This is a genomic window from Actinoplanes sp. CA-131856 (assembly GCF_050956135.1).
GTDB lineage: Bacteria > Actinomycetota > Actinomycetes > Mycobacteriales > Micromonosporaceae > Actinoplanes.
The window spans coordinates 4,580,240-4,601,736 of sequence record NZ_CP191849.1; the positions used below are offsets into that span (position 1 = coordinate 4,580,240).

At 72.6% G+C, this 21,497-nt stretch carries 18 protein-coding genes; 13 read left to right on the forward strand and 5 right to left on the reverse strand.

What is annotated here, in order from left to right:
• Positions 1-54 precede the first annotated feature (54 nt).
• Together ACQP2X_RS21130 and ACQP2X_RS21135 are read left to right on the forward strand one after the other, a co-directional pair.
• Positions 55-1,050 (forward strand): ornithine cyclodeaminase family protein, encoded by a 996-nt coding sequence (locus ACQP2X_RS21130; protein ID WP_498699512.1) that lies wholly within the window; start codon positions 55-57, stop codon positions 1,048-1,050.
• Complete coding sequence (locus ACQP2X_RS21135; protein WP_498699515.1) at positions 1,047-2,453, forward strand: aromatic amino acid lyase; 1,407 nt, start codon at positions 1,047-1,049, stop codon at positions 2,451-2,453. Before ACQP2X_RS21130 ends, ACQP2X_RS21135 begins: the two co-directional genes overlap by 4 nt.
• On the opposite strand, the gene ACQP2X_RS21140 is transcribed toward ACQP2X_RS21135, so the two are convergent.
• On the reverse strand, positions 2,371-3,363 hold the full coding sequence (locus ACQP2X_RS21140) for a LacI family DNA-binding transcriptional regulator (protein ID WP_498699517.1): 993 nt from the start codon (positions 3,361-3,363) through the stop codon (positions 2,371-2,373). The genes ACQP2X_RS21135 and ACQP2X_RS21140 overlap by 83 nt on opposite strands.
• Before the next feature lie 117 nt (positions 3,364-3,480).
• On the opposite strand from ACQP2X_RS21140, the gene ACQP2X_RS21145 reads away from it, so the two are divergent.
• A complete protein-coding gene (locus tag ACQP2X_RS21145; protein WP_498699520.1) occupies positions 3,481-4,368 on the forward strand; it encodes an amidohydrolase family protein in 888 nt (295 codons plus the stop codon).
• Positions 4,365-4,883, forward strand: coding sequence for a cysteine dioxygenase (locus ACQP2X_RS21150; RefSeq protein ID WP_498699521.1), 519 nt, complete (start codon positions 4,365-4,367; stop codon positions 4,881-4,883). Before ACQP2X_RS21145 ends, ACQP2X_RS21150 begins: the two co-directional genes overlap by 4 nt.
• Here the strand turns inward: ACQP2X_RS21150 and ACQP2X_RS21155 are convergent.
• Positions 4,856-6,289: an aromatic amino acid ammonia-lyase gene (locus ACQP2X_RS21155; RefSeq protein ID WP_498699524.1), complete on the reverse strand. Its 1,434-nt coding sequence runs from the start codon at positions 6,287-6,289 to the stop codon at positions 4,856-4,858. The genes ACQP2X_RS21150 and ACQP2X_RS21155 overlap by 28 nt on opposite strands.
• Before the next feature lie 116 nt (positions 6,290-6,405).
• On the opposite strand from ACQP2X_RS21155, the gene ACQP2X_RS21160 reads away from it, so the two are divergent.
• From ACQP2X_RS21160 to ACQP2X_RS21180, 5 genes are all read left to right on the forward strand, one after another.
• Positions 6,406-7,416: an ABC transporter ATP-binding protein gene (locus ACQP2X_RS21160; protein WP_498699526.1), complete on the forward strand. Its 1,011-nt coding sequence runs from the start codon at positions 6,406-6,408 to the stop codon at positions 7,414-7,416.
• A complete protein-coding gene (locus ACQP2X_RS21165) occupies positions 7,413-8,048 on the forward strand; it encodes an ABC transporter permease (RefSeq protein ID WP_498699529.1) in 636 nt (211 codons plus the stop codon). The genes ACQP2X_RS21160 and ACQP2X_RS21165 overlap by 4 nt, the downstream gene beginning before the upstream one ends.
• Positions 8,045-8,704: an ABC transporter permease gene (locus tag ACQP2X_RS21170; protein ID WP_498699531.1), complete on the forward strand. Its 660-nt coding sequence runs from the start codon at positions 8,045-8,047 to the stop codon at positions 8,702-8,704. Before ACQP2X_RS21165 ends, ACQP2X_RS21170 begins: the two co-directional genes overlap by 4 nt.
• A gap of 14 nt (positions 8,705-8,718) precedes the next feature.
• Complete coding sequence (locus ACQP2X_RS21175; protein WP_498699533.1) at positions 8,719-9,645, forward strand: ABC transporter substrate-binding protein; 927 nt, start codon at positions 8,719-8,721, stop codon at positions 9,643-9,645.
• A gap of 167 nt (positions 9,646-9,812) precedes the next feature.
• Positions 9,813-12,758, forward strand: a complete 2,946-nt coding sequence (locus ACQP2X_RS21180) for an MXAN_6230/SCO0854 family RING domain-containing protein (protein WP_498699535.1) — start codon at positions 9,813-9,815, stop codon at positions 12,756-12,758.
• On the opposite strand, the gene ACQP2X_RS21185 is transcribed toward ACQP2X_RS21180, so the two are convergent.
• Complete coding sequence (locus tag ACQP2X_RS21185; RefSeq protein WP_498699537.1) at positions 12,755-13,546, reverse strand: PHP domain-containing protein; 792 nt, start codon at positions 13,544-13,546, stop codon at positions 12,755-12,757. The genes ACQP2X_RS21180 and ACQP2X_RS21185 overlap by 4 nt on opposite strands.
• A gap of 112 nt (positions 13,547-13,658) precedes the next feature.
• Here ACQP2X_RS21185 and ACQP2X_RS21190 point away from each other — a divergent pair, with 112 nt between their 5' ends.
• Together ACQP2X_RS21190 and ACQP2X_RS21195 are read left to right on the forward strand one after the other, a co-directional pair.
• Positions 13,659-14,351: a FadR/GntR family transcriptional regulator gene (locus tag ACQP2X_RS21190; protein WP_498699539.1), complete on the forward strand. Its 693-nt coding sequence runs from the start codon at positions 13,659-13,661 to the stop codon at positions 14,349-14,351.
• Positions 14,348-15,547 (forward strand): CynX/NimT family MFS transporter, encoded by a 1,200-nt coding sequence (locus ACQP2X_RS21195; RefSeq protein ID WP_498699541.1) that lies wholly within the window; start codon positions 14,348-14,350, stop codon positions 15,545-15,547. The genes ACQP2X_RS21190 and ACQP2X_RS21195 overlap by 4 nt, the downstream gene beginning before the upstream one ends.
• Here the strand turns inward: ACQP2X_RS21195 and ACQP2X_RS21200 are convergent.
• Entirely contained in the window at positions 15,514-16,110 is a 597-nt protein-coding gene (locus tag ACQP2X_RS21200) for a TetR/AcrR family transcriptional regulator (RefSeq protein ID WP_498699542.1), read from the reverse strand. The two genes, ACQP2X_RS21195 and ACQP2X_RS21200, sit on opposite strands and share 34 nt — an antisense overlap.
• 375 nt (positions 16,111-16,485) lie before the next feature.
• Between ACQP2X_RS21200 and ACQP2X_RS21205 the strand changes: the two genes are divergently transcribed.
• Positions 16,486-17,937 (forward strand): lysylphosphatidylglycerol synthase transmembrane domain-containing protein, encoded by a 1,452-nt coding sequence (locus ACQP2X_RS21205; RefSeq protein ID WP_498699544.1) that lies wholly within the window; start codon positions 16,486-16,488, stop codon positions 17,935-17,937.
• Positions 17,938-18,643: 706 nt separating this feature from the next.
• Complete coding sequence (locus ACQP2X_RS21210) at positions 18,644-20,143, forward strand: MFS transporter (RefSeq protein WP_498699545.1); 1,500 nt, start codon at positions 18,644-18,646, stop codon at positions 20,141-20,143.
• A 284-nt stretch (positions 20,144-20,427) separates the two neighbouring features.
• Here ACQP2X_RS21210 and ACQP2X_RS21215 read toward each other — a convergent pair whose 3' ends face one another.
• The gene (locus ACQP2X_RS21215) at positions 20,428-21,447 is read right to left on the reverse strand and encodes a LacI family DNA-binding transcriptional regulator (RefSeq protein ID WP_498699547.1); all 1,020 of its coding nucleotides are present in this window, start codon (positions 21,445-21,447) and stop codon (positions 20,428-20,430) included.
• Positions 21,448-21,497: the final 50 nt, after the last annotated feature.

The following is a 21,497-nucleotide window of genomic DNA, read 5'->3' on the forward strand; positions in this document are numbered from 1 at the left end:
CGCCCCCGATCTACCCTGAATAGCCTAAAACACGATCGGACAAGGGTGCATTCGATGATTCATCTGCGGTTCCTCTCCGGCCCGGACATCGAGGAGCTCGGCGTCGGGCCGGACGACGCGATCGCCGCCGTCGAGTCGGTCGTCGCCGCGCACGGGCGGGGCGAGACCGTCTTCGAGCCGCGTACCCACCTGGTGCCGGACAACGGCGGCGTGGGCCACTTCAACGTGCTGCGCGGGCACGTGAAGCCGCTCGGCGTGGCCGGCGTCAAGGTGGTCGGCGACTTCGTGCCCAACTACGAGCGCGGCCTGCCCAGCGAGCTGGCCATGGTGACGCTGTTCGACCCGCACACCGGCGTCCCCCTGTCCATCATGGACGCCACCTGGATCACCGAGATGCGCACCGGCGCGATGACCGCCGTCGGCGCCAAACATCTGGCCCGGCCCGACTCCCGCGTGCTCGGTCACGTCGGCGCCCGCGGCACCGCCTTCGCCAACATCACGCTGCTGGACCGGCTGTTCGAGCTCGACGAGATCAGGGTCACCAGCCGCCGGGCCGAGTCGCGGGACGCCTTCGGCGCGCGGCTGCGCGAGGTCACCGACACCCCGGTCCGCGTGGTGGAGACCGCCGACGAGGTGTTCGACGGGGCCGACATCCTGGTCGAGGCGTCACGCCTGACCGAGCCGCGACCGCTGCTGCGGACGGCGTTGGTCAGGCCGGGTGCCTTCGTGGTGCCGTACGGCACCATCAGCGCCGTTGAACTTGATCTGCTCGACGTCATGGACAAGGTGGTCGTCGACGACTGGCGCGAGTCGCAGTCGGGCCGCTTCGGGGCGCTGCGCGCGCATGTCGACACCGGCCGCCTGAGCGAGGAGACCCTCTACGCCCAGCTCGGCGACATCGTGAGCGGCCGGAAACCGGGCCGCGAGTCGCCGGACGAGCGGATCCTGTTGTGGCATCGCGGCCTGTCGATCCTCGACGTGGCCCTGGCCCACCTGATCCTGACCCGGGCCGAGGCGGCCGGCGCCGGCACGATGCTCAGGTACCGATGAAGATCACCCGGCCCGCCGACCTCGACCGTTCCGCCGTCGCCGCGATCGCCGGGGGAGCGGCGCCCGAGCTGTCCGGCGACCTCCTCGAAGGCCTGGCCGCCTCCCGCGCGTCGGCGCTGGCCGACCTGGCCGGCGACGAACCCGTCTACGGCGTCAACACCGGGATGGGCGCGCTTTCGGGGGTACGCCTCGACGCCGAGGCCCAGAAGCGGCACCAGAACACACTGATGGCGGGCCGCGCGGCCGGCTCGGCGCCGTGGTTGCGCCCGGCCGAGGCGCGAGCGCTCATGGCCGTACGGCTGCGGAACTTCCTCGATCCCGCGGCCGGAGTCTCACCCGGGCTCTGCCGGCACCTGGCCGGAATGCTCGAAGCCGGCGCCGAGCCCCCGGTCCCGTTGCGGGGCGGCGCCGCCGGCGAGATCATCCCGCTCGCCCACCTCGGCCTGGCCGTGCTGGAGGGCGGCTATTCGTTCGGTCCCAAGGAGGGCGTCGCGTTCCTGGAGGGCGTGCCCGGGCTGACCGGCCTGTCGGTGCTGGCGGCCGCGGCGACCCGCGTCCTCGTCGACCAGATCGTGGCGGTGGCGGGCGACGAGATGGCCCTGATCGGGGCCAGTCGCGACCCGCTGCACCCGGCGACCGCGCGCGGCGACGCCGAGCTGGCGGCGATCCTCGCGGCGCTGAGTGATCGGCGCGGCGACGCCCCGGCGCGAGCGCTCCAGGCGCCGGTCTCGTTCCGGGTGACCGCCGCCGCCCTCGCGGTCGCTCTGCGGGCCGCCGGGTCTCTGGAGGAGGCCGTCGATCGCGCGCTGAGCGCCGTGACCGACTCGCCGGCCCACCTGGACGGCCGGTTCGTCGGCACGGCCGGCTTCGCCGGTACGGACCTGACCGCGGCGCTGAGCTCGGTGACCACCGCGCTGGTGCACCTGGCCGAGCTGGGCGCGGCCCGCCTGCACCGCCTGCTCGACCCGCAGGTGACCGGGCTGCCCCGCCAGCTCTCGGACGCGCCGGGGCGGCACGCCGGCATGGTCTCGGTGCACAAGCGGGCCGTCGGCACCGCCCACCGGCTGCGGCGCTTCGCGGTGCCCGCGCTTATCGGCCCGATGGAGACGTCGACCGGCCAGGAGGATGTGCAGAGCTTCGGCTTCGAGGCGTACGAGTGCTTCACCGAGGCCGCCACCGGTCTCCGCGACGTCCTCGCCTGCGAGATCCTCGCCGTCGGCCAGGGCCGCCTCCTGCGCGACAAAGAGGGCGAGTCCGGTCGGACAGGCGGGGCGGTCGGCACCCATGACCGGCCGTTCGGGCCGGAGATCGACCGGTTCGTCACCCTGCTGGAGGGCGGCTGGTCGATCCCCGTTCGACCAGCGCCGGGCGGAACGGCGACGGCGCCGCCGAGCGGTCGATGAGCTGCCCCACGGCCGATTCCACGATGGCGTCCTCGTCCCACGCCATCGTGGTCAGGCCCGGGCTGACCAGGGCGGCCAGCTGGTGGTCGTCGTACCCGATGACGGAGACGTCGGACGGGACGCGCAGGCCGGCCGCCCGCGCCGCGTGATAGGCGGCGAAGGCCAGCGAGTCGCTCAGGCAGAACAGCGCGGTCGGCCGATCGCGGGAGGCCAGCAGCGCCGACACCACCGTGACGGCCTCGGTCGTGGCGGCCGGGGCCGAGACGATGTCGAGGTCGAGGCCGATCGAGGCGGCGATGCGCGGCGCCAGCACCTCGGACGGGCGGCCCGGCGTGGACGGCAGGGACGGGGCCAGCATGCCGACCCGGCGATGTCCGAGCTCCTGGAGATGGCCGAGGGCGGCCGTGACGCCGTACTCGTTGTCGAAGAGCACGCACCCCGACCCCGGCCGTTCGGTCAGGGCGTCGCCGAGCGAGACCACCGCGACCTCCGGGTCGAGCAGCCGCCAGTACGACGCCGAGGGGTCGACCGGGGAGACGATCGCGCCGTCGACCCGCTGGGCCGCGAACTGCTCGACGATCAGGCGCTCCTGCGAGGGGTCGGCGTCGGCGTCGGCGATCGTCGCGTAGCGGCCCCGGCTGCGCAGGGCCCGGGTCAGCAGCACCGAGAGGTCCTGCTGCCACAGGTCGCGCAGCGACCCCGAGACGCCGACCGATCCCGTACGCCCGCTGGCCAGCGCCCGGGCGATCGGGTCGACCGTGTAACCGAGCTCGTCGGCCAGCTCGCGCACCCGGCGGATGGTCTCGGGGGAGCCGCGCACGCCGCGCAGCGCGTACGAGGTAGCGGCCAGGGACAGCCCGGCGGCGGTCGCCAGATCCTGGAGGGTCCGTCGCGGTTGCTGCCGTGACATCGACTGAGGGTAACACCCGTTCCGGAGAGTGGGATCGCGTTGCATTCGCGACCAGGGAAGCGCTTCACTTTGGAAACTTGTGAAGCGCTTCCCTCCCACGGAGAGTGAGAACCGGCCATGCTGATCGACTGTCATCAGCACTTCTGGCCGGCGCGCCTGGTCGAGGCTCTCAGGCGCCGGAATTCGTACCCTTACCTGCGCGAGTGGACCTTGTATCTGCCCGGCGAGGCGCCCTACGAGGTTGATCCGCATGCCCATGACGTGGAGAAACGCCGCGCCCGTGAGATCGCGGAGGGTAAGGAGTGGGTGATCCTCTCCATCTCCTCTCCGCTAGGTATGGAATATCTGGATTCGCCCGAGCTGCTCGACGTCTGGCACGAGAGCGGCCTCGCGCTGCCCGACCCGTTCCGCATCTGGGCCGCCGCCTCCGTGGCCGCGCCCGACCCGTCGGCGCTGGCCAAGATCCTCACCGAGGACCGTGTCGCCGGCGTCCAGTTGCCCGCGACCGCGCTGGCCGACCCGGCCGCCATCGAGCGGATCGGCCCCCTGCTCGAGGAGGCGGAGCGGGCGAACAAGCCGGTGCTCGTGCACCCCGGCCCGGCCCCCGCCTGCGACCCGGGCGCGCCCTCGTGGTGGCCGGCCATGGTGCCGTACGTGGCCCAGATGCACAGCGCCTGGCTCGCGTGGCACGTTGCCGGCCGCAAGCAGCACCCCCGCCTGCGGATCGCCTTCGTCGCCCTGGCCGGCCTGGCCCCGCTGCACCACGAGCGGCTCGCGGCCCGCGGTGGCGCCCTCGGCCCGCTCGACCCGTACGTCTACTACGAGACCAGCTCGTACGGCACGCGCGCGATCGACGCCCTCACCCGCGTCGTCGGCGTCGACCCGCTCGTGCACGGCTCCGACCGCCCGTACGCGGAGCCGGTCGACCCTGGCCTGGGCGACGCGTTCCGCCACGCGCTGTTCACCGCCAACCCCCGTCATCTGCTGACAGGAGAACCGAGATGACGACCGACACCGTCGCGGTCACCGATCCGGCGCACCTGCCCGCCCTGCCCGGCCGGGCCCTGAGCCCCAAGGAGCTCCAGCTCTGGGTGGCCGAGCTGGCCGCGCGGGCCGAGCTGTGGGAGCCGCTGGTGCGGCACGACACCGGCAAGCGGCACTACGCGTCGCTCTACCGCGACAGCGACATCGACGTGTGGGTGCTCTGCTGGAACACCGAGGACGACACGGGCTGGCACGACCACGACATCTCCTCGGGCGCGGTGGCGGTCACCCGGGGTGCGGTCAACGAGGCCAATCCGCGGATGGGCGGTGAGCCGGTGAACCGGGTGGTCGAGGCGGGACGCGCGTTCGCCTTCGGTCCCGACCACATCCACCGCATGTCGGGCGCGGTCGACGGGTCGGTGTCGATCCACGCGTACTCGCCGCCGCTCTGGCGCATGGGGCAGTACTCGATCAGCGAGAGCGGCGTCATGCGGCGCAAGGCGGTCAGCTACGCCGACGAGCTGCGCCCGCTGTAACTCGCCAGCAGGGGCAGCACCTCGGCCGCGGCGGTGAGATCGACGCCGATCGGCCGGTCGCCGGCTTCGGGGTCCAAGACCTTCGAGGCCATGTCGTACGCCTGGAGGGCCGGCCCCTCGGGTAACCGGCCGGGCGCCATCCGCAGGGCCCGGACCGCGGCCACCAGCTCGGCCGCCAGCAACGTCGGGGCCAGGTCGGCCATCGCCCGCAGCGCCCGCGCGCCCTGCGTGGCGAAGCTGGCGTGCTCCTCCAGGCCGAGCGAGATGGTCAGCGTGCCGGCCGAGATCGGCTGCATGCCGACGCGGATCTCGGTCAGCACGTCCTGCACCACGTACTCGCTGATCATCAGGCCCGAGCTGCCGGCCGGGCCGTCGGCCAGGAACGCCCGCAGCCCGGTCATGTCGGGCCGCATCAGCAGGCCGAGCCGGGCCGACGAGAGCGCCAGCACCGGCAGGAACGAGCCGCGCAGCGTGTCGAGGCTGGTGGCGACCGTCGCCGTGTGGAACTGGCCGTGGTGCAGCACCGCGTCCGCCGTGACCAGCGGATTCTCCACGGCCGCGTTGATCTCCTCGGTCAGCACGTAGCGCAGCTGCCGCGCGGCGTGCGCGGCCGGCGCGGTGACCTGGGGGAGCACCCGCAGACCGAAGGGGTCTTGGATGCGGGCGGGCTCGCCGGCCCCGGCCACCAGCCGGCTCATCGTCGCCGCCACCTCGGCCTGGCCGGGGTGGGCGCGGGCCGTGTGCACGGCCGGGTGGTACGCCTCCGGGTTGCCACGCAGGGCCAGGAAGGACAGGGCGGCGACCACTGTGGACGCCTGGAGGAGGCGCTCGACGCGGCTCAGGGCCAGGGCCGCGGTGGCCACGGTCAGCGCGCTCGAACTGATCATCGGCAATGCGTCGGTGGCGTCGATGACCGTGGGCGGCGCGTCGCCGGAGCGCCACGGGCGCTCGCCGGCCAGGGTGAGCGCGAGCTCGGCCAGGGAGGCCAGGTCGCCCGTGCCGATCGCGCCCCACGAGTGCAGGGCGGGCACGGCGCCGGCGCTCAGCGCCCCGGCCAGCGACTCGGCCACCCGGCGGGAGATGCCGCTGCCGCCGGCGAGGATCTGGTTCAGGCGTACGGCCATGGTCGCCCTGGCCGTGACGTCGTCGACCTCCGGGCCCACCGCCGCGCAATGGCTGCGCAGCAGCCGCAGGCCGTGACCCTCCGACGTGCCCTCGTGCCGGTTCGCGCCCACGCCCGTGTTGGCGCCGTAGACCGCGCCGTGCTCGCGGGCGAGATGCAGCAGCGCGTGCCGCTCGTCGATCAGGCGCAGCGCCGCCTCGTCGACGGTGACCCCGGCGGCACTCTCGGCGACGGCGACCAGGTGCTCGATCGTCAACGTGCGGCCGTCGAGAAACACCTCCATAGTGATCTCCAGCTTGAAGGTTTCCGGACCGTAACGGGCTCCGGCCTTCCGTTGACAGCCTATTCACTACACCGCAAGTATGAATAGCGCCATTCAGACGACCGCCCAGGAGAACCATGATCACTTTCGAGGACGTCGTCAAGATCTACCCCGGCGGCGGTACCGCGGTCGACCACCTCTCGATGGAGTTGCCGACCGGAAAGATGACGGTTCTGGTCGGTCCGTCCGGCTGCGGCAAGACCACATCGCTGCGCATGATCAACCGAATGGTCGAGCCGACCTCGGGCCGGGTCCTGATCGACGGACGGGACGTCACCGGTCAGGACGAGGCGGAGCTGCGCCGCGGCATCGGATACGTCATCCAGCACGCCGGCCTGTTCCCGCATCGCACGGTGCTCGACAACGTCGCCACCGTGCCGGTGCTGCTGGGCAAGACCCGGCGCGAGGCCCGCACGGCGTCGCTGGAGCTGCTGGAGCGGGTGGGCCTGGCCGCCGAGTTCGCCAAGCGCTATCCGGCGCAGCTCTCCGGTGGACAGCAGCAGCGCGTCGGCGTGGCCCGGGCGCTGGCCGCCGATCCGCCCGTGATGCTCATGGACGAGCCGTTCAGCGCTGTCGACCCGGTCGTGCGGGCCCAGCTGCACACCGAGTTCCTTCGCCTCCAGCAGGACCTCGGCAAGACCATCGCCATGGTCACCCACGACATCGACGAGGCCATCAAGCTCGGCGACTACGTGGCCGTCCTGCGCCAGGGCGGGGTCCTGGCCCAGTTCGGCACGCCCCAGGAGCTCCTCGACAAGCCGGCCGACGACTTCGTCGCCTCGTTTGTCGGGCGCGACCGGGGCATCCGCAGCCTCTCCTTCGACTCCGCGTCGTCCGTGCCGGTCTCGCCCGCAGGCGCCGACCTGGTCATCGACGCCGACGGCCGCCCCGTCGCCTGGAAGACCCCCACCGGTGAGGTCGCGCTCGGCGGCACCTTCACGGCGTCCGACTCCCTGCGCATCGTCACCGACCTGGCGATCAGCTCGCCGGTCGGTGTCGCGGTCCGCGTGAACGGCGACGGCGTCTGCGACGGCGTGGTCAAGCACCACGACCTGGTCGACTATCTGATCGCCCGGCGGGCCTCGTGATCCAATACCTTCAGAACAACTCGGACACCGTCCTGGCGGCCCTGCGCCAGCATCTCTATCTGGCGCTCGTGCCGGTGCTGCTCGGATTCGTCATCGCCCTGCCCATCGGCTATCTCGGCGTGCGCTTCCCGTGGCTCTACCACCCGCTGGTCAACGTCTGCGGCGTGCTCTACTCGATCCCGTCGCTGGCCCTGTTCGTCTTCCTGCCGGTCGTGCTCGGCACGAAGATCCTGTCGCCGCTGAACATCGTGGTGGCGCTGACCATCTACACCGTGGCCCTGCTCGCCCGCACGGTCGCCGACGGCCTGCGCTCGGTCGACAAGCTGGTGAACGAGTCGGCCACCGCGATGGGATATCGCCGCACGCGCCGCCTCGTCGACGTCGAGCTGCCGATCGCGCTGCCGGTCATCCTGGCCGGCCTGCGGGTGGCCACGGTGGCCAACATCAGCCTGGTCAGCGTGGGCGCCCTGATCGGCATCGGCGGCCTCGGCCAGCTGTTCACCCGCGGCTTCCAGCTCTTCTACGTCGAGCCGATCATCGTCGGCATCGTCCTGTCGGTGCTGCTGGCCGCGGTGGCCGACCTCGTCATCGTGCTGATCCAGCGCGCCGTCACCCCCTGGGCCCGCGCATGAACCTCTCCTACCTCTTCGACCCGGCCAACTGGGACCCCAGCGCCGCCGGCGGCTTCCCGCAGCTGCTGCTCTCCCACATCTGGTACGTGTTCCTGGCCCTGCTCATCGGCACGGTCATCGCCCTGCCGATCGGCCTCTACATCGGGCACACCGGCAAGGGCTCGTTCATCGCCATCAACGCCGGCAACGCCGGCCGCTCGCTGCCCACCCTCGGCCTGCTGATGCTCATGGTCACGCTGCTCGGCCTGGGTCTGCTCCCGGTGCTCATCGCCCTGACCGTGCTGGTCGTCCCGCCGATCCTCACGTCGGCCTACGCGGGCATGCGCACCCTCGACCGCCGTGTCGTGGACGCCGCCAAGGGCATGGGCATGCGCCCCTGGCAGGTCCTCACCCGCGTCGAGCTGCCGATGGCGCTGCCCGTGATGATGGGCGGCTTCCGCAGCGCCGCCCTCCAGGTGGTGGCCACCGCCACGGTGGCCGCCGCGGTCGGCCTCGGCGGTCTCGGCCGCCTCCTGATCGACGGCCTCGCCGTCAACGACTACTCCCGTGTGCTGGCCGGCGCCATCGTCGTCGCGGTGCTGGCGGTCGTGCTCGACCTTTTCCTGGCGCTCGTGCAGCGCTGGGTCGTGTCGCCCGGTGTGTCCGGGCGCTTCTGAAGGAGTCTGTGAATATGCGTGTACGCATGATCGGCACGGCGCTGGCCGCCGCGCTGCTTCTGGGGACGGCCGCCTGCGGCGCCGACGAGGACCCGCTGTCGTCCGACTCCGGCAACTCGTCGGCCGGTTCGTCGGCCGTCACGGTCGGCTCGGCCAACTTCGCCGAGAGCGAGCTGCTGGCCGAGATCTACTCGCAGGCCCTCGAGGCCAAGGGTGTCCAGGTCAAGCGGCAGTTCAACATCGGCGCCCGCGAGCTCTACCTCAAGGCGCTCCAGGACGGCTCGATCGACCTGCTGCCCGAGTACAACGGCGCGCTCCTCTCGGCGCTGCACACCGGTGGCGCCCCGCAGGGCGTCTCCAAGCCCGACGACGTGCTGGCCGAGCTGAAGAAGGTGCTGCCGGCCGGCACCGAGGTGCTCGAGCAGTCGGCCGCCGAGGACAAGGACACGCTGACCGTCACCCAGGAGACGGCGACCAAGCACAACCTCAAGACGATCGACGACCTCAAGCCGGTCGCCGGTCAGCTCTCGATCGGCGCCGGACCCGAGTGGCAGGAGCGCTACCAGGGCCTCAAGGGCCTCAAGGAGCTGTACGGCATCACGTTCAAGGAGTTCAAGCCGCTCGACGCGGGTGGACCGCTCACCCTGAACGCCCTGCTCGACGGCAAGATCGACGTGGCCAACATCTTCTCCACCGACTCGGCCATCGCGACCAAGAAGCTGGTCGTGCTCGAGGACACCAAGAACCTCTACCTGGCCGAGAACATCATTCCGCTGATCCGCAGCGAGGCCAACAACCCGACCGTCTCGGGCGCCCTCAACGCGGTCTCGGCCAAGCTCACCACCGAGAACCTGACCCAGTACCTGGCCAAGGTGCAGGTCGACAAGCAGGACACGGCCACTGTGGCCAAGGCCTTCATCAGCGACAACGGCCTCGCCTGACAACTTCCACCTGATAATTGGCGCGCGACTTCGGGCCGCCCTCCGTATGATCGTCGATCAGCGGTGGGCGGCTCCCCGCGGTGCTTCCTTCTCAAACCTTCTACCGGATATCTAGCGTCGCGACTCTCCGCCCACCGCTTTATCGCGCTCTACGGGGGATTGTCGTGATGGATGCTCTGGCCTCGGTCGTTCTGCGCCGGGCGAGCGTGGTGGCGGCCGACGGCTCCGGCCCGGCCGACGCCGCGTGGGTCGCCGCGCTGGAGGCCGATCTCGCGGCGCGGGGCCGGCTGCTCCGGGCCGATCTGCGGGCGGCCGCCGCGCGGCTGCCGGTCGAGACCCGTGTGCGATGGGCCGACTGGCTTCTGGCCACAGTGGACTCGGACACCGGCGCCGACCGGCCGATGGTGCCGCTGCACCGCGCCTTCCCCGACACCCCGGTCGACATCGAGGCCGAGTTCGTGTCGAAGCTGCTCACCCACCTGTTCGCGGCGCGGTTGGCGCCGTGCGTGGTGTGTGGGCGTGAGGAGGGCGGACAGCCGCTCGACCCGTGCGGGCACGTCGTCTGCCCGGCCTGCTTCCCGCCGTCTCTCTACAGCGCGTGCCCGATCTGCGGCCGCCGCCTGTCGGGGGACGACGTCTACCTCTCGGTGGTGGCGCCCGCGCCGACTGTCCCGGGGGTGCCCGTGATGCCGATGCGGCTGATCGGTCTGGCGCCCTCGGTCGAGGACACGGCGGCCGAACTGCGGGACACGCTCGTGGCCCGGCCGGGCGCGCTCGGCGAGGAGGACCGCGAAGACCTGCGCGTGCTCGTGGCGGCGACGGCGCCGGGCACGCTCGAATGGCTGCCCGCGACCGTGCCCGCCCGCGAGACGCTCGCCCTGGTGATCGCCTGGGCGCTGCACGCGACCGCGCTCACGCCGGCCTTTCCGGCGGTGATCGCCGAGGCCCGGCGGCGGTGGGGGACCGCGACCGACGTGGCGCGCACCCTGTGGGCGTATTCCGGTGGTGACCCTGGTCTGATCCTGCCCCGCCGCCGCCCCGAGCCGGTCTCGCCGTGGCGTCCGGGCGACGAGCCGAGGGTCGTCAAGCCGGTCGCCCGGGTGCGGGCGCTGCCCCGGCTGCTGCGCCGGGCCGCGCTCGGCCACCTCGACAGCTGCGGCGCCCCGGCGGCGGCCGAGGACATGCGGCGTCATCCGGCGGTGTGGAAGCGGCTGGGGGAGAGGCTCCATCCGTACGAGAAGGTGACCGCCCACCCGGCCGCGGCAGTGGCCTTCGCTGCGCTGCGCGGCACCCGGGCGCCGCGGGAGGACGCGCTGGGCACGGCGATCGTCGCCGCCTGCGAGGCTTCGCCGCGGCACCTGGCGCTCATCACACACGACGACGGCACGGTCTCGGCGCACCTGCGCACCCACCCGGCGCTGGTGGAGGACGCGCTGGCCGAGGGTGACGTGGCCGCGGCGGCGTCGCTGCTGGCGGAGCGCCCGGGCGAGCTGTGGCGCCGGGCCGACCACCTGCTGCGCCTGGCCGGCGACAACCCGGGACCGGTCACCGGCGCCCTCGCGGCCACGGCGGCCCGCGTCGCGCCCGGCGTCCTGGCCGCGGCCGCCGCCGCGCTGGCCCACCGCGACGCCACCATCGCCGCGACCGGGGCCCAGCTGGCCGCGACCGCCCGGGCCCGGGCCGCGGCGCGGGCCCACGCGCCGGTCGCCGTCGCCACCGATCCGGCCTCGATCGCCTTCCCCAACCACGGCCTGCGCGACGCCCTGCGCGTCGCGGCCCGTCGCCTCGGCTCCCGTTCGATCCCCGTCGCAGACGGCCCGCCCGACCCGTCTGCGGACGCCTCGTCGGTGGACGTCTCCTCGGCCGGCGCCTCCTCGCCCGGCGCCTCCTCAGCCGGCCTCTCCTCAGCCGGCCTCTCCTCGGTCGACGTCTCCTCGGACGAGGAGATCGGGATCGTCGCCGGGCGCCCGGGCCCGGGCATGCCGCGCCGGGTCTTCTTCCCCCGTGGCGACACGGTGAAGACCTGGACCGAGCCCGAGCGGCGTGACCCGCTGCCGGTGGCCGCCATCGACGCCGTCCGCGGCATCGCCGACGCCGAGCTGACCCGCCGGGCCGGCCGGCACGAGCGCTTCGACCTCGCCGTGCTTGACGCCGCCCTGGCCCGGGTGCCGGCGCCGATGCGCGAGCGGGCCGCCTCGGCCCAGCTGGCCGGCTGGCCCCGCGGCAGCGTCCGCGACCTGCCCGGCGACGGCGTGCTGCGGCTCTTCCTGCACTGGCAGGACACCGAGACGAGCCGGGTCGACCTCGACCTGTCGTGCGTCTTCTTCGACGAGCGGTGGCAGCGCGTCGGCTACTGCGACTACACCCAGCTGCGCTTCGCCGTCGTCGCGGCGATCCACTCGGGCGACCTCACCTCGGCTCCCGGCCCGCTCGGCGCGACCGAGTTCCTCGACCTCGACGTGGCCCGGCTCGCCGGCCGGCGGGTGCGCTACGCGGTGCCGATCGTGTTCAGCTACAACGAGGTGCCGTTCGAGAACCTGACCGAGGCCTTCGCCGGGCTCATGCTGCCCGAGGCCAAGGGCGCCCAGTTCGACGCGGCCCGCGTGGTGCAGCGCTTCGACCTGCGGGGCGACGCCCGCATGCTGATGCCGATGGTGCTCGACCTGACCGGCGGCTCGCTGCTGTGGACCGACCTGAGCCTGCCCGGCACCGGATACGGCCACAGCGTGGCCCGCCACCGCGACCAGCTGGCCCGGGCCGCCGCCGACCAGTGGGAGCACTTCGGGGCCGGCAATCGGGCCACGGTCCTCGACGTGCTCGGCTGGCACGCCGCCGCGCGGGCCGACCGTGTCCTGATCGCCCACGCCGACGGCACGTACACCGAGGTTCCGGCCTCACTTCCGGCCATCCGCGAGGCGGCCTCGGCCCCGTCGGGCTCGCCGGCCGGCCTGCCGGCCGGAACCGTCCTGGCCGGCGCCGTCGACGTGGCCACGTTGGAGCGGTTCGTGCCCGCCCCGGCGGCCGGCTCGGTCGCGGTGACGGTGAGCGGCGAGCCCGCCGAGCCGTGGTCGGCCTGCCACGTCAGCGACCTGCTGGGTGAGCTTCTTCCTTAAGTGCGCGACCACCAGTCGTACGGCCGGGGCCCGGGTTTGAAGCCGTAAGCCTCGGCCATGGTGACCGCGTCACTGAAGCCGCGGGCGAGCTCGTCGGGATTGTGGGCGTCGCTGCCGAAGGTGACGGCGGTGCCGCCCTCGTCCCGCCACCAGCCGACGATGACCGGGCTCAGCGGGACCGTCGTGTTGATCTCGAGCGCCCGGCCGCTGCCGGCGAGCGAGCGCAGCGCGATCCGGAACTCCTCCTCGAAGGCGTACGGATCGAAGCGCCCCTCGGCGACCGGCCACTTCCGGGCGGTGTAGTCGATGTGGGTCAGCACCTCGAACGCGTCCGACCCGGCGACCAGGTTGGGGATCTCGAGCAGATAATCCCGTACGACCTCGGCGGCGGGCCGCTCGGCGAAGGCCGGGCCGACCTCGGCCAGACCGCCGGCCACCGGGACGGTGTGCAGCGAGCCGACGACCCGCTCGAACTCGCCCCCGGCCAGCAGCTTCTCGACCGCGTCGGAATGCCAGTGCGGCTCGCCCAGCTCGAGACCGGTCAGGATCCGCAGGCTTGGGAAGCGGTGCCGGCAGCGGTCGACCGCGTCCAGGTAGCCGTCGACGTCCAGGGCCGGCGCGGTGAAGCCGACCCAGGCGGTGAAGTCGAGGTGCTCGGTGAAGGCCAGCGCCGGCAGGCCGATCTCGACGGCCCGCGCGCAGGTGCCCATCATGTCGGCGCCGCGCCGGCCCGCGTCCCAGGACCATTCGCTGTGCACGTGATTGTCGGCGGGAAGTTCCAGGGCCATACCGACGATCCTTCCGCAGGCCGGGAGCCACGCAAGCGAACGCCACGATGATGGTGGTCACGTTGACGCCGTCATTTGTCCAACAAATGGCTCAAGCGGTTAGGGTCGGACCATGCCGCAGCTCACCCGCAACGTCCCCCTCGCGCAGCAGGTCGCCGACCAGCTCCGCCGCCGCATCGCCGACGGCGAGTTCCCGGTCGGGTCGCTGCTGCCGACCGAGGCCGAGCTGACCCGCGAGCTGGGCGTCAGCCGCAACAGCGTCCGCGAGGGGCTGCGCTCGCTCGTGCACGCGGGCATCCTCGGCGCGCGGGCCGGCTACGGCACCTTCGTGATCGCCACCAGCGACCTGGCCCCCGCGCTGGCCCGGCGCATCCCGCGCGACCGGGCCACGGACGTGGCCGAGGTGCGGCTGCTGCTGGAGCGCGAGGGCGCCCGCCTGGCCGCCCTCCGGGCCACGCCGGAGCAGATCGAGCAGCTCACCGTGACCCTGGCCGCCCGGGAGGCGGCGACCGACGGGCCCTCGTACGCGGCGGCCGACTTCGCGTTCCACCAGCAACTGCTCGAAGCGTCGGGCAACGCGCTGCTGGCCGAGCTCTACCGGGGCAGCGGCGGCAACGAGCAGTCCCTGCTCCACCTGAACTCGCCGGACGTCGACTTCGCCGCGGCCCGGCCCGTCATCCGCCCGATCGACGACGAACACGCCGCGATCGTCGACGCGGTCGTCGCCCGTGACCCGGTGGCCGCCGCCGAGGCCGCCGAGCGCATGGTCCGGCTCGCCCACGACCAGGCCGGGCTCGGCCGATGACCACCATCGAACGCCCCCGCCCGGTCACCCGCGCGCTGAGCCCGGCCCTGGTGCTGACCGGCCTGCTCCTGGTCGCGGCGAACCTGCGGGCCGGCATCACGACCGTCGGGCCCGTACTGGAAGACCTCGAAGTTGATCTGGGCTTCTCCTCGCTGACGGCCTCGGTGCTGGTCAGCCTGCCGCTGATCGCGTGGGGAGTGGTGTCGCCGTTCGCGCCCGCGCTGGCCCGGCGGATCGGCCTGGAACGGGCCCTCGGCGCCGGGCTCGTGGTGCTCGCGGTGGGCCTGGTCGTCCGGTCGCTGCCGGCGATGCCGCTGCTCTGGATCGGCACGGCCCTGCTCGGCGTGGCCATCGCGGTCCTCAACGTCGTGCTGCCGGCCCTGGTCAAGCGGGACTTCCCGCAGCGCATCGGCCAGGTCACCGGCGCCTACTCGGCGGTGCAGTCGGTGTTCGGCGCGATCGCGGCCGGCGCCGCCGTTCCCATCGCCTCGCTGACCGCGGCCGGCTGGCGCCTGCCGATGGGCATGTGGGCCGGCCTGGCCCTGATCGGGCTGGGCGCGCTGGCCCCGCAACTGCGCCGCCACACGGTCGTGCCGTCGTCGGTCGTCCACCACGACGCCTCGCATCGCAGCCCGTGGCGATCGGCGCTGGGCTGGCAGGTGACCGCGTTCATGGCGTTGCAGTCGGTCGTCTACTTCGTCCTGATCACCTGGCTGCCGTCGATCGAGACGTCGGCCGGGATCAGCGCCACCGCGGCCGGCCTCCACCAGTTCCTGCTGAACGGTTGCGCCATCCTGGGCAGCCTGGCCGCCTCGGCGGTCATCCCGCGCCTGCGCGACCAGCGCCTGCCCGCGGTGATCGCGCCGGTGCTGTTCGCCCTCGCGGCCGGCGGCCATCTGGTGGCCCCGTCGTACGCCGTGATCTGGGACTGTGTGGCCGGTCTGGCCGGCGGATCGAGCATCGTGCTGGCGCTGTCGTTCATCGGCCTGCGCACCAGCCACCACTCGCAGGCGGCGGCCCTGTCCGGCATGGCGCAGTCGGTGGGCTATCTGGTCGCGGCGGCGGGCCCGATCGCGGCCGGCGCCCTGCGCGACGCCACCGGTTCCTGGACGCCCACACTGGCCGTCATCCTGGCCATCCAGGCCCTGCTCATCGTCTTCGGCTACCTGGCCGGCCGCCGCCGCGTCATCGGCTGACTCATCAGGCCCTCCAACAGATCGGACAGCGGTCCCACCAGGTCTTGTTCGGTGGCGCCGGCCAGCGGCTGCACCCCCAGCGACGAGCGCATCAACGCGATGCCCAGCGTCGCGGCCAGCACGATCTCGGCCCGCAGAACGGCGTCCGGGTCGCCGGTCACCTGGGCCAGCCGCTCACTGACCGAACGCAGCACCCCGCGCCGCATCTCGTCCACGCGCTCGTCACCGGACGTGCGCAGAAGCAGGAGAAGCCCTTCCATCCGCCGCGGCGAGTCCTCGGCCCCCGCGATCCGCCGGGCCAGAACGGCCGCGACGTCGTTCGGCGTGGTCTGCTCGGCATCGCGCCGGAGCTCCGCGAAGGCCGTGTCCAGGCACGCCTTGAACAACCCCTCCTTCGACGTGAAGTACCGGCTGATCAGCGCCACGTTCACGCCCGCGTCCTCCGCGATGTCGCGAACCGTCGTCGTCGCGTACCCCTGCCGGGCGAAGCGACAGCGAGCCACCTCGAGCAGCTGTTGCCGGGTCCGCCCCGCGTCGCGCCGCCTCTCCTGCCCAGCCGCCACGGCCCCGCCTTTCACTCGTGACCGCAGTGTAAACGCTCATTGACTACCAGGCGGTATGTGATCCACGGCTCAAACCGGCGTTAGCAACTGTTTAGTGACGCTCCGAGGGGTCTAGGTTGCAAGTCAGCGCACGTTTACTACTGTTTTCGCACCCCGGAGGGCCGCCATGGCTCGTGCTTTCGAGGAGTGGGCCAACCTCCCCTCCCCAGACACCGACCTAGCCGTGCCCCCCTTCACTTTCTTGTACGCCGCCACGGCCGCCCTAGCCGCCTCGGTGACCGTGGCCGCCGCCGCAGCCCATTACTGGCGCACCCACCGAGCCACCCGCTCAGCGCCGGTCCGGGTCCGCTCCGCTTCCTTCCCGGCCCGGTTCCGATGACGCTGCGCGCACGCAGGCCCGGCCCTCCCCGGCGGCGAACCAGCCGCCCGAGCCCTCGCGCCTGCGCGCGCCGCAGCCGCCGTTTCTCCCTGCGCCCACGCCGTTTCTCACTCCGGCCGGCCGCCTCACGCCTGCGCCCCGCCGCCCTGCGCCTGGCCCCCGCCGCGCTCCGGCTGGCCCCCGTCGTCTTCCCCTTCGCCCCGGCCGCACTTCTCTACGCACCGGGCGCGTTCCGCCCCGCCTCCAACCGGCCCCGCCCGCCTTCCGCGTCACCTCCGCCGCAACCGAAATCCCGCCGCCGCCCCACCCTCCGGATCCTGCTGTGGGCCGCCGCCGCGGCCGCCGTGGTCATCGCCCTGCGGGGCCGGATCCCCGACCCTTCCTCGGTCGTAACCACCCTCACCCACGCCGACCCGCGCTGGCTGGCCGTAGCGGTGGTCGCTCAACTTCTCTCCCAGGCCGGCTTCGCCCTGCAACAGCGCACCCTGCTGACCGCCCTGGGCACCCGCCTGCCCGTGCCCGACGCCCTGGCCATCACCTTCAGCCGCACGGCCATGGGCTCGGTCCTGCCCGCCGGTTCCGCGATGTCAGCCGCTTTCGCCCTACAACAGTTCCGCCGCCGAGGCGCCCACGTCACCGCCGCCACCACCGCCGTGGTGCTTTCAGCCACCGCCTCGGTGCTAGGCCTGGCCGTCCTCTACGCAGCCACCGCCACCCTGCACCTGGCCCCGTCCCACACAGCCGAACTGGCCGCGGCCCTGATCCTGCTCACCATCACAGCCGCCGTCCTCACCCGCACCCGCCGCCGGGCCCCGCTCCCAGCCACACCACACCCACCCCACTCCCAAGCCACCGCCCCGCCGCCGTCACCCGCCCCGGCCGCCGGCCTTCCATCCGCGCTGGGCCCGTCCAGCCCTCCATCTGCGCTCGGCTCGGCTGCCGACTCGCTCGCGTTGCCGAGCCGGCCTGCCGGCTCCTCCGTTTCTGTGATGGGGGAGTGGCGAGGGCTTTCCGCCGCACGGCGGAACCTCATGGTGCTCGCCCGGCGGTGGCTCGGACGGGCAGTCGCCCAATCGCGCCGGATGGTCGGTGAGGCGAAGGCAGTGCGCCCGCGGCACTGGTTGGTGGCCCTCGGCTACGCGGCCTTGAACTGGACCCTCGACCTCGCCTGCCTCGTCGCGGTAGCTCAGGCGTGCGACTTCCCGCTGAGCACGCTCCAGCTCACCTCGGTCTACATGGCGGTGCAAATCGTCCGCCAGATCCCGATCACGCCGGGCGGCATCGGCCTGATCGAAGCCAGCCTGCTGGCCGGCTTCCTGGCCGCCGGCGCGCCGGAGGCCGCGGCCGCCGCCGTGGTCCTCGGCTATCGCATCGTCTCGTTCTGGCTGTTGCTCCCCATCGGCCTGGCCACCTACCTGCGGTTGGGCCGGGCCCCTTCGCGCGCGTAGGTTGCGCCCGCCGGTGGAGTCGCCACCTGACAAGCAAGCACGACTAAACGACAAGCTCGCTTGACTTTTTGTCAAGTGGCATTGGCTGGGCACGGCCCAACCCCGGTCCGGCGGCTCAACTCTGGTTAGGCCGGCCCGAGCTTGGTCCGGTGGCCTGAGCTGGTCCGGTGGCCCGAGCTTGGTCCGGTGGCCTGAGCTGGTCCGGTGGCCCGAGCTTGGTCCGGTGGCCTGAGCTGGTCCGGTGGCCCGAGCTTGGTCCGGTGGCCTGAGCCTGGTCCGGTGGCTTGAGCCTGGTTCGGCTGGGCGAGCCTGGTTCGGCGGGTCGAGCCGGGTCAGCCCGCGCGATCAGGTCCGGCTGCGGCATCGTCGCCGAGTCCGAGTCCGAGTCCGAGTCCGAGTCCGAGTCCGAGTCCGAGTCCGAGTCCGAGTCCGAGTCCGAGTCGAGTCGAGTCGCGTGGGCGGGCCCATGCCAGCCGAACGCGACGGATCGGCGTTCGCGGCGGCGGACGGCGCCAGCAGGCCGGCCTGAGCATGACCGCAGGAGGCGGTCGAGTGGGTGGCCTGCGAGCGTCGTGGCGGGAGGAGGCCTCGCCGGAAAGTGTTTGGGTCTGGACGCTGCGGAGTGTGACGTAAGCAATTGTTGACTTGCTGCGGGGTGGGGCGATAATAAGTCAGCAATCGTTTACATCTCTGGTTCGGGGTTTCCATGACGCAAACCATCGACGAGTCGCTGCCGCCGGCCTCTGTGCCCGCCGGTGAGCGCCGCGCCGGCAATCTGCTCGTGCTCTACCTGTCGCTGGGCGGGCTCGCGTTCGCCGTGCTCCAGTCGCTGGTGGCGCCGGCCCTTTCCACCATCGGGCGGGACCTCGGCGCCGACACCAGCGATGTCAGCTGGGTCATCACCGCCTACCTGCTCTCCGCCTCTGTGCTCACGCCGGTGCTCGGGCGCCTCGGTGACATGGCCGGCAAGCGCAAGGTTCTCATCGGCGTCCTCGCCGCCCTCGCCGCGGGCACCCTTCTCGCCGCGCTCGCCCCCAACCTGGGCGTGCTCATCGTGGCCCGGGCTCTTCAGGGTGCGGCCGGCGCCATCCTGCCTCTCTCCATCGGCATCGTGCGGGACGAGCTTCCCCGCGAGAAGGTCAGCGTCATCGTCGGCCTGCTGTCCGCCATCTTCGGTGTCGGCGCCGGTGTCGGCATCGTCGGCGCCGGGCCGATCGTCGAGCACCTCTCCTGGCACTGGCTTTTCTGGCTGCCTCTCGTCCTCGTCGTGATCGCGCTTCTCGGTGCCATTTTCGGCATGAAGGAGTCGCCGGTCCGTACGCCCGGGAAGCTGGATGTTCTCGGCACCCTGATCCTCTCCGTGTCGCTGGTGTCGCTGCTTCTCGCCATCAGCAAGGGACAGGCCTGGGGCTGGGGCGAGGCCAAGACCGTCGGCCTGCTCGCCCTCGGTGCCGTCGCGCTGGTCGGGTTCGTCCTGGTCGAGCTGCGGGTCAAGGAGCCGCTGGTCGACATGCGCCTCATGCGCCTTCGCGGCGTCTGGGCGACCGACCTGGTCGCGCTGATTCTCGGCTTCGCCATGTTCGGCACGTTTCTGCTGGTGCCGACGCTGCTTCAGCTTCCCGCGGCCACCGGCTATGGATTCGGCAAGTCGGTCTCCGAGTCGGGACTGTTCCTGCTGCCGACCGTCGTCATGATGGTCTTCTTCGGACCGCTGGCCGGCCTGCTCAACCGCAAGTTCGGCCCGAAGCTGCCGATGTTCCTGGGCGCCGTGTCGGTCGTGGCCGCGTTCGCGCTGCCGGCGATCGGCCACGGGCAGATCTGGCAGGTGCTGGCTTCCGGTGTGCTGACCGGTGCCGGCATCGGTCTCGCCTTCTCGGCCATGTCGAACGCCATCATCGAGAGTGTTCCCGCCGCGCAGACCGGAGAAGCCACAAGCGTCAACACCATTGCCCGTACCGTCGGCAGCAGCATCGGAACCGCTGTCGTCGCGGCCGTGATCTCGTCGCACACCACCGCGCAGGGGCTGCCCACCGACAACGCTTTCACCATGGGCTTCGCCGTCTGCGCGGGTGTGGCCGTGCTGGCCGTGGTGGCCGCCCTGGCCCTCCCGTCGGCCCACCGGCGCCACGAGGTGGCCGTCGAGACCGGCGTCGAGGACCTTCCGCCCGAGCCCGAGGAGCTGCACCTGACGCACCGCCACGGCTGATTCCCCGGCGCACCGGCCGCGGCGACTCCCCTCGCCGCGGCCGGATCGGGGGTAGAGTCTCGCCGCTCACTACAAAGATCCATCCGGGAGGCGGCGTGGCGTTGTTGCGGGGTGTGCTGGCCCTGATCCGCGGGCGCTGGCCGCGGCGGGCTCCCCGGCTCGGCCCGTTCCCGCCGCGCGGGCCCTACCCGGGCCCTTTCCCGGCCGCCGAGCACTATCCACCCGGCCCGTATTCCGCTCCGGCCCCTACGCCCGAGCCTGACGCCACGGAACGCTGAGGGACGTCAGAACTCGACCGGCGGCGCGTTGTGCGGGGTGATGACCTGGATGGCCGACGGCGTCGCCCACGGCGTTCCCGGCAGCTCCCCGCGCGCCCGCAGCACGGCCCGGCACGCCGCCCGCAGGTCCCGGCGCAGATCGTGGTGCAGGACGGCCGAGATGCGGCGCTGGCGCAGCAGCGGGGTGTTGTCGGCGTCGAGGTCGTGGGCGATGAGGACCGCGTACGACCGCCGCTCGTCGCGGAACGCGTTGATGACCGCGATCGTGCCGCCCGCGCCGGCGTACATCGAATAGACCGCGACCAGACCCGGATGCGCGACCAGCGCCGCCCTTGTCGCCGCGTGCACGGCCGCCGGCCGGTCCTCCTCGTCGACCACCTCGACCGCGCGCCGGTCGAAGCGGCGCAGCTCGGCCCGGAAGCCCGCGTCGCGTTCGTCCTCGCCCCGATAGGAGCCGTGGCCCCGCACCACCAGCACCTCGCCCGGCGCGGAGCCGAGCCACTGTGCGACGAGATAGGCCGCCGTCGCTCCGGCCGCCCGGTTGTCGACACCGATGTACGCGACGCGGCGGCTGCCCGGCAGGTCGGTGACGAGCGTGACCACCGGTACGCCGAGCCGGTCGAGACGGTTCACGGCGGCGACCACGCCGGGCACGTTCGGCGCCTTCAGGATGACGCCGTGCGAGCCGCGCAGATCGGCCAGCACGCGCAGCAGTTCGGGCACGGCCGGGCTGGCCAGCAGGTGGAAGCGGGCCCGCACGACGGCCGGCCGCAGGTCGGGCAACGCCGCCTCCAGGGCCGCGCGCACCGCCGCCGAGAAGCGTGGCGGCGCCTGCACGACCAGGTCGATGAGGAACGTACGGCCGCCGACCGCGAGCTGTGACCGCTGCCGGTCGAGGTCGTCGATGGCCCGGCGGACCTCGAGGACCGTGCTCTCGCGCACCCCGCCCCGCTCGTGCAGCACCCGGTCGACGGTGGCCGCGCTCAGCCCGGCCTGCGCCGCGATCTCCCGGATCCGGTACCGCATGCCGTCCAGCCTGAGGTGCTTTTGAGGTGTTCACAACCCCGCACGGCCGC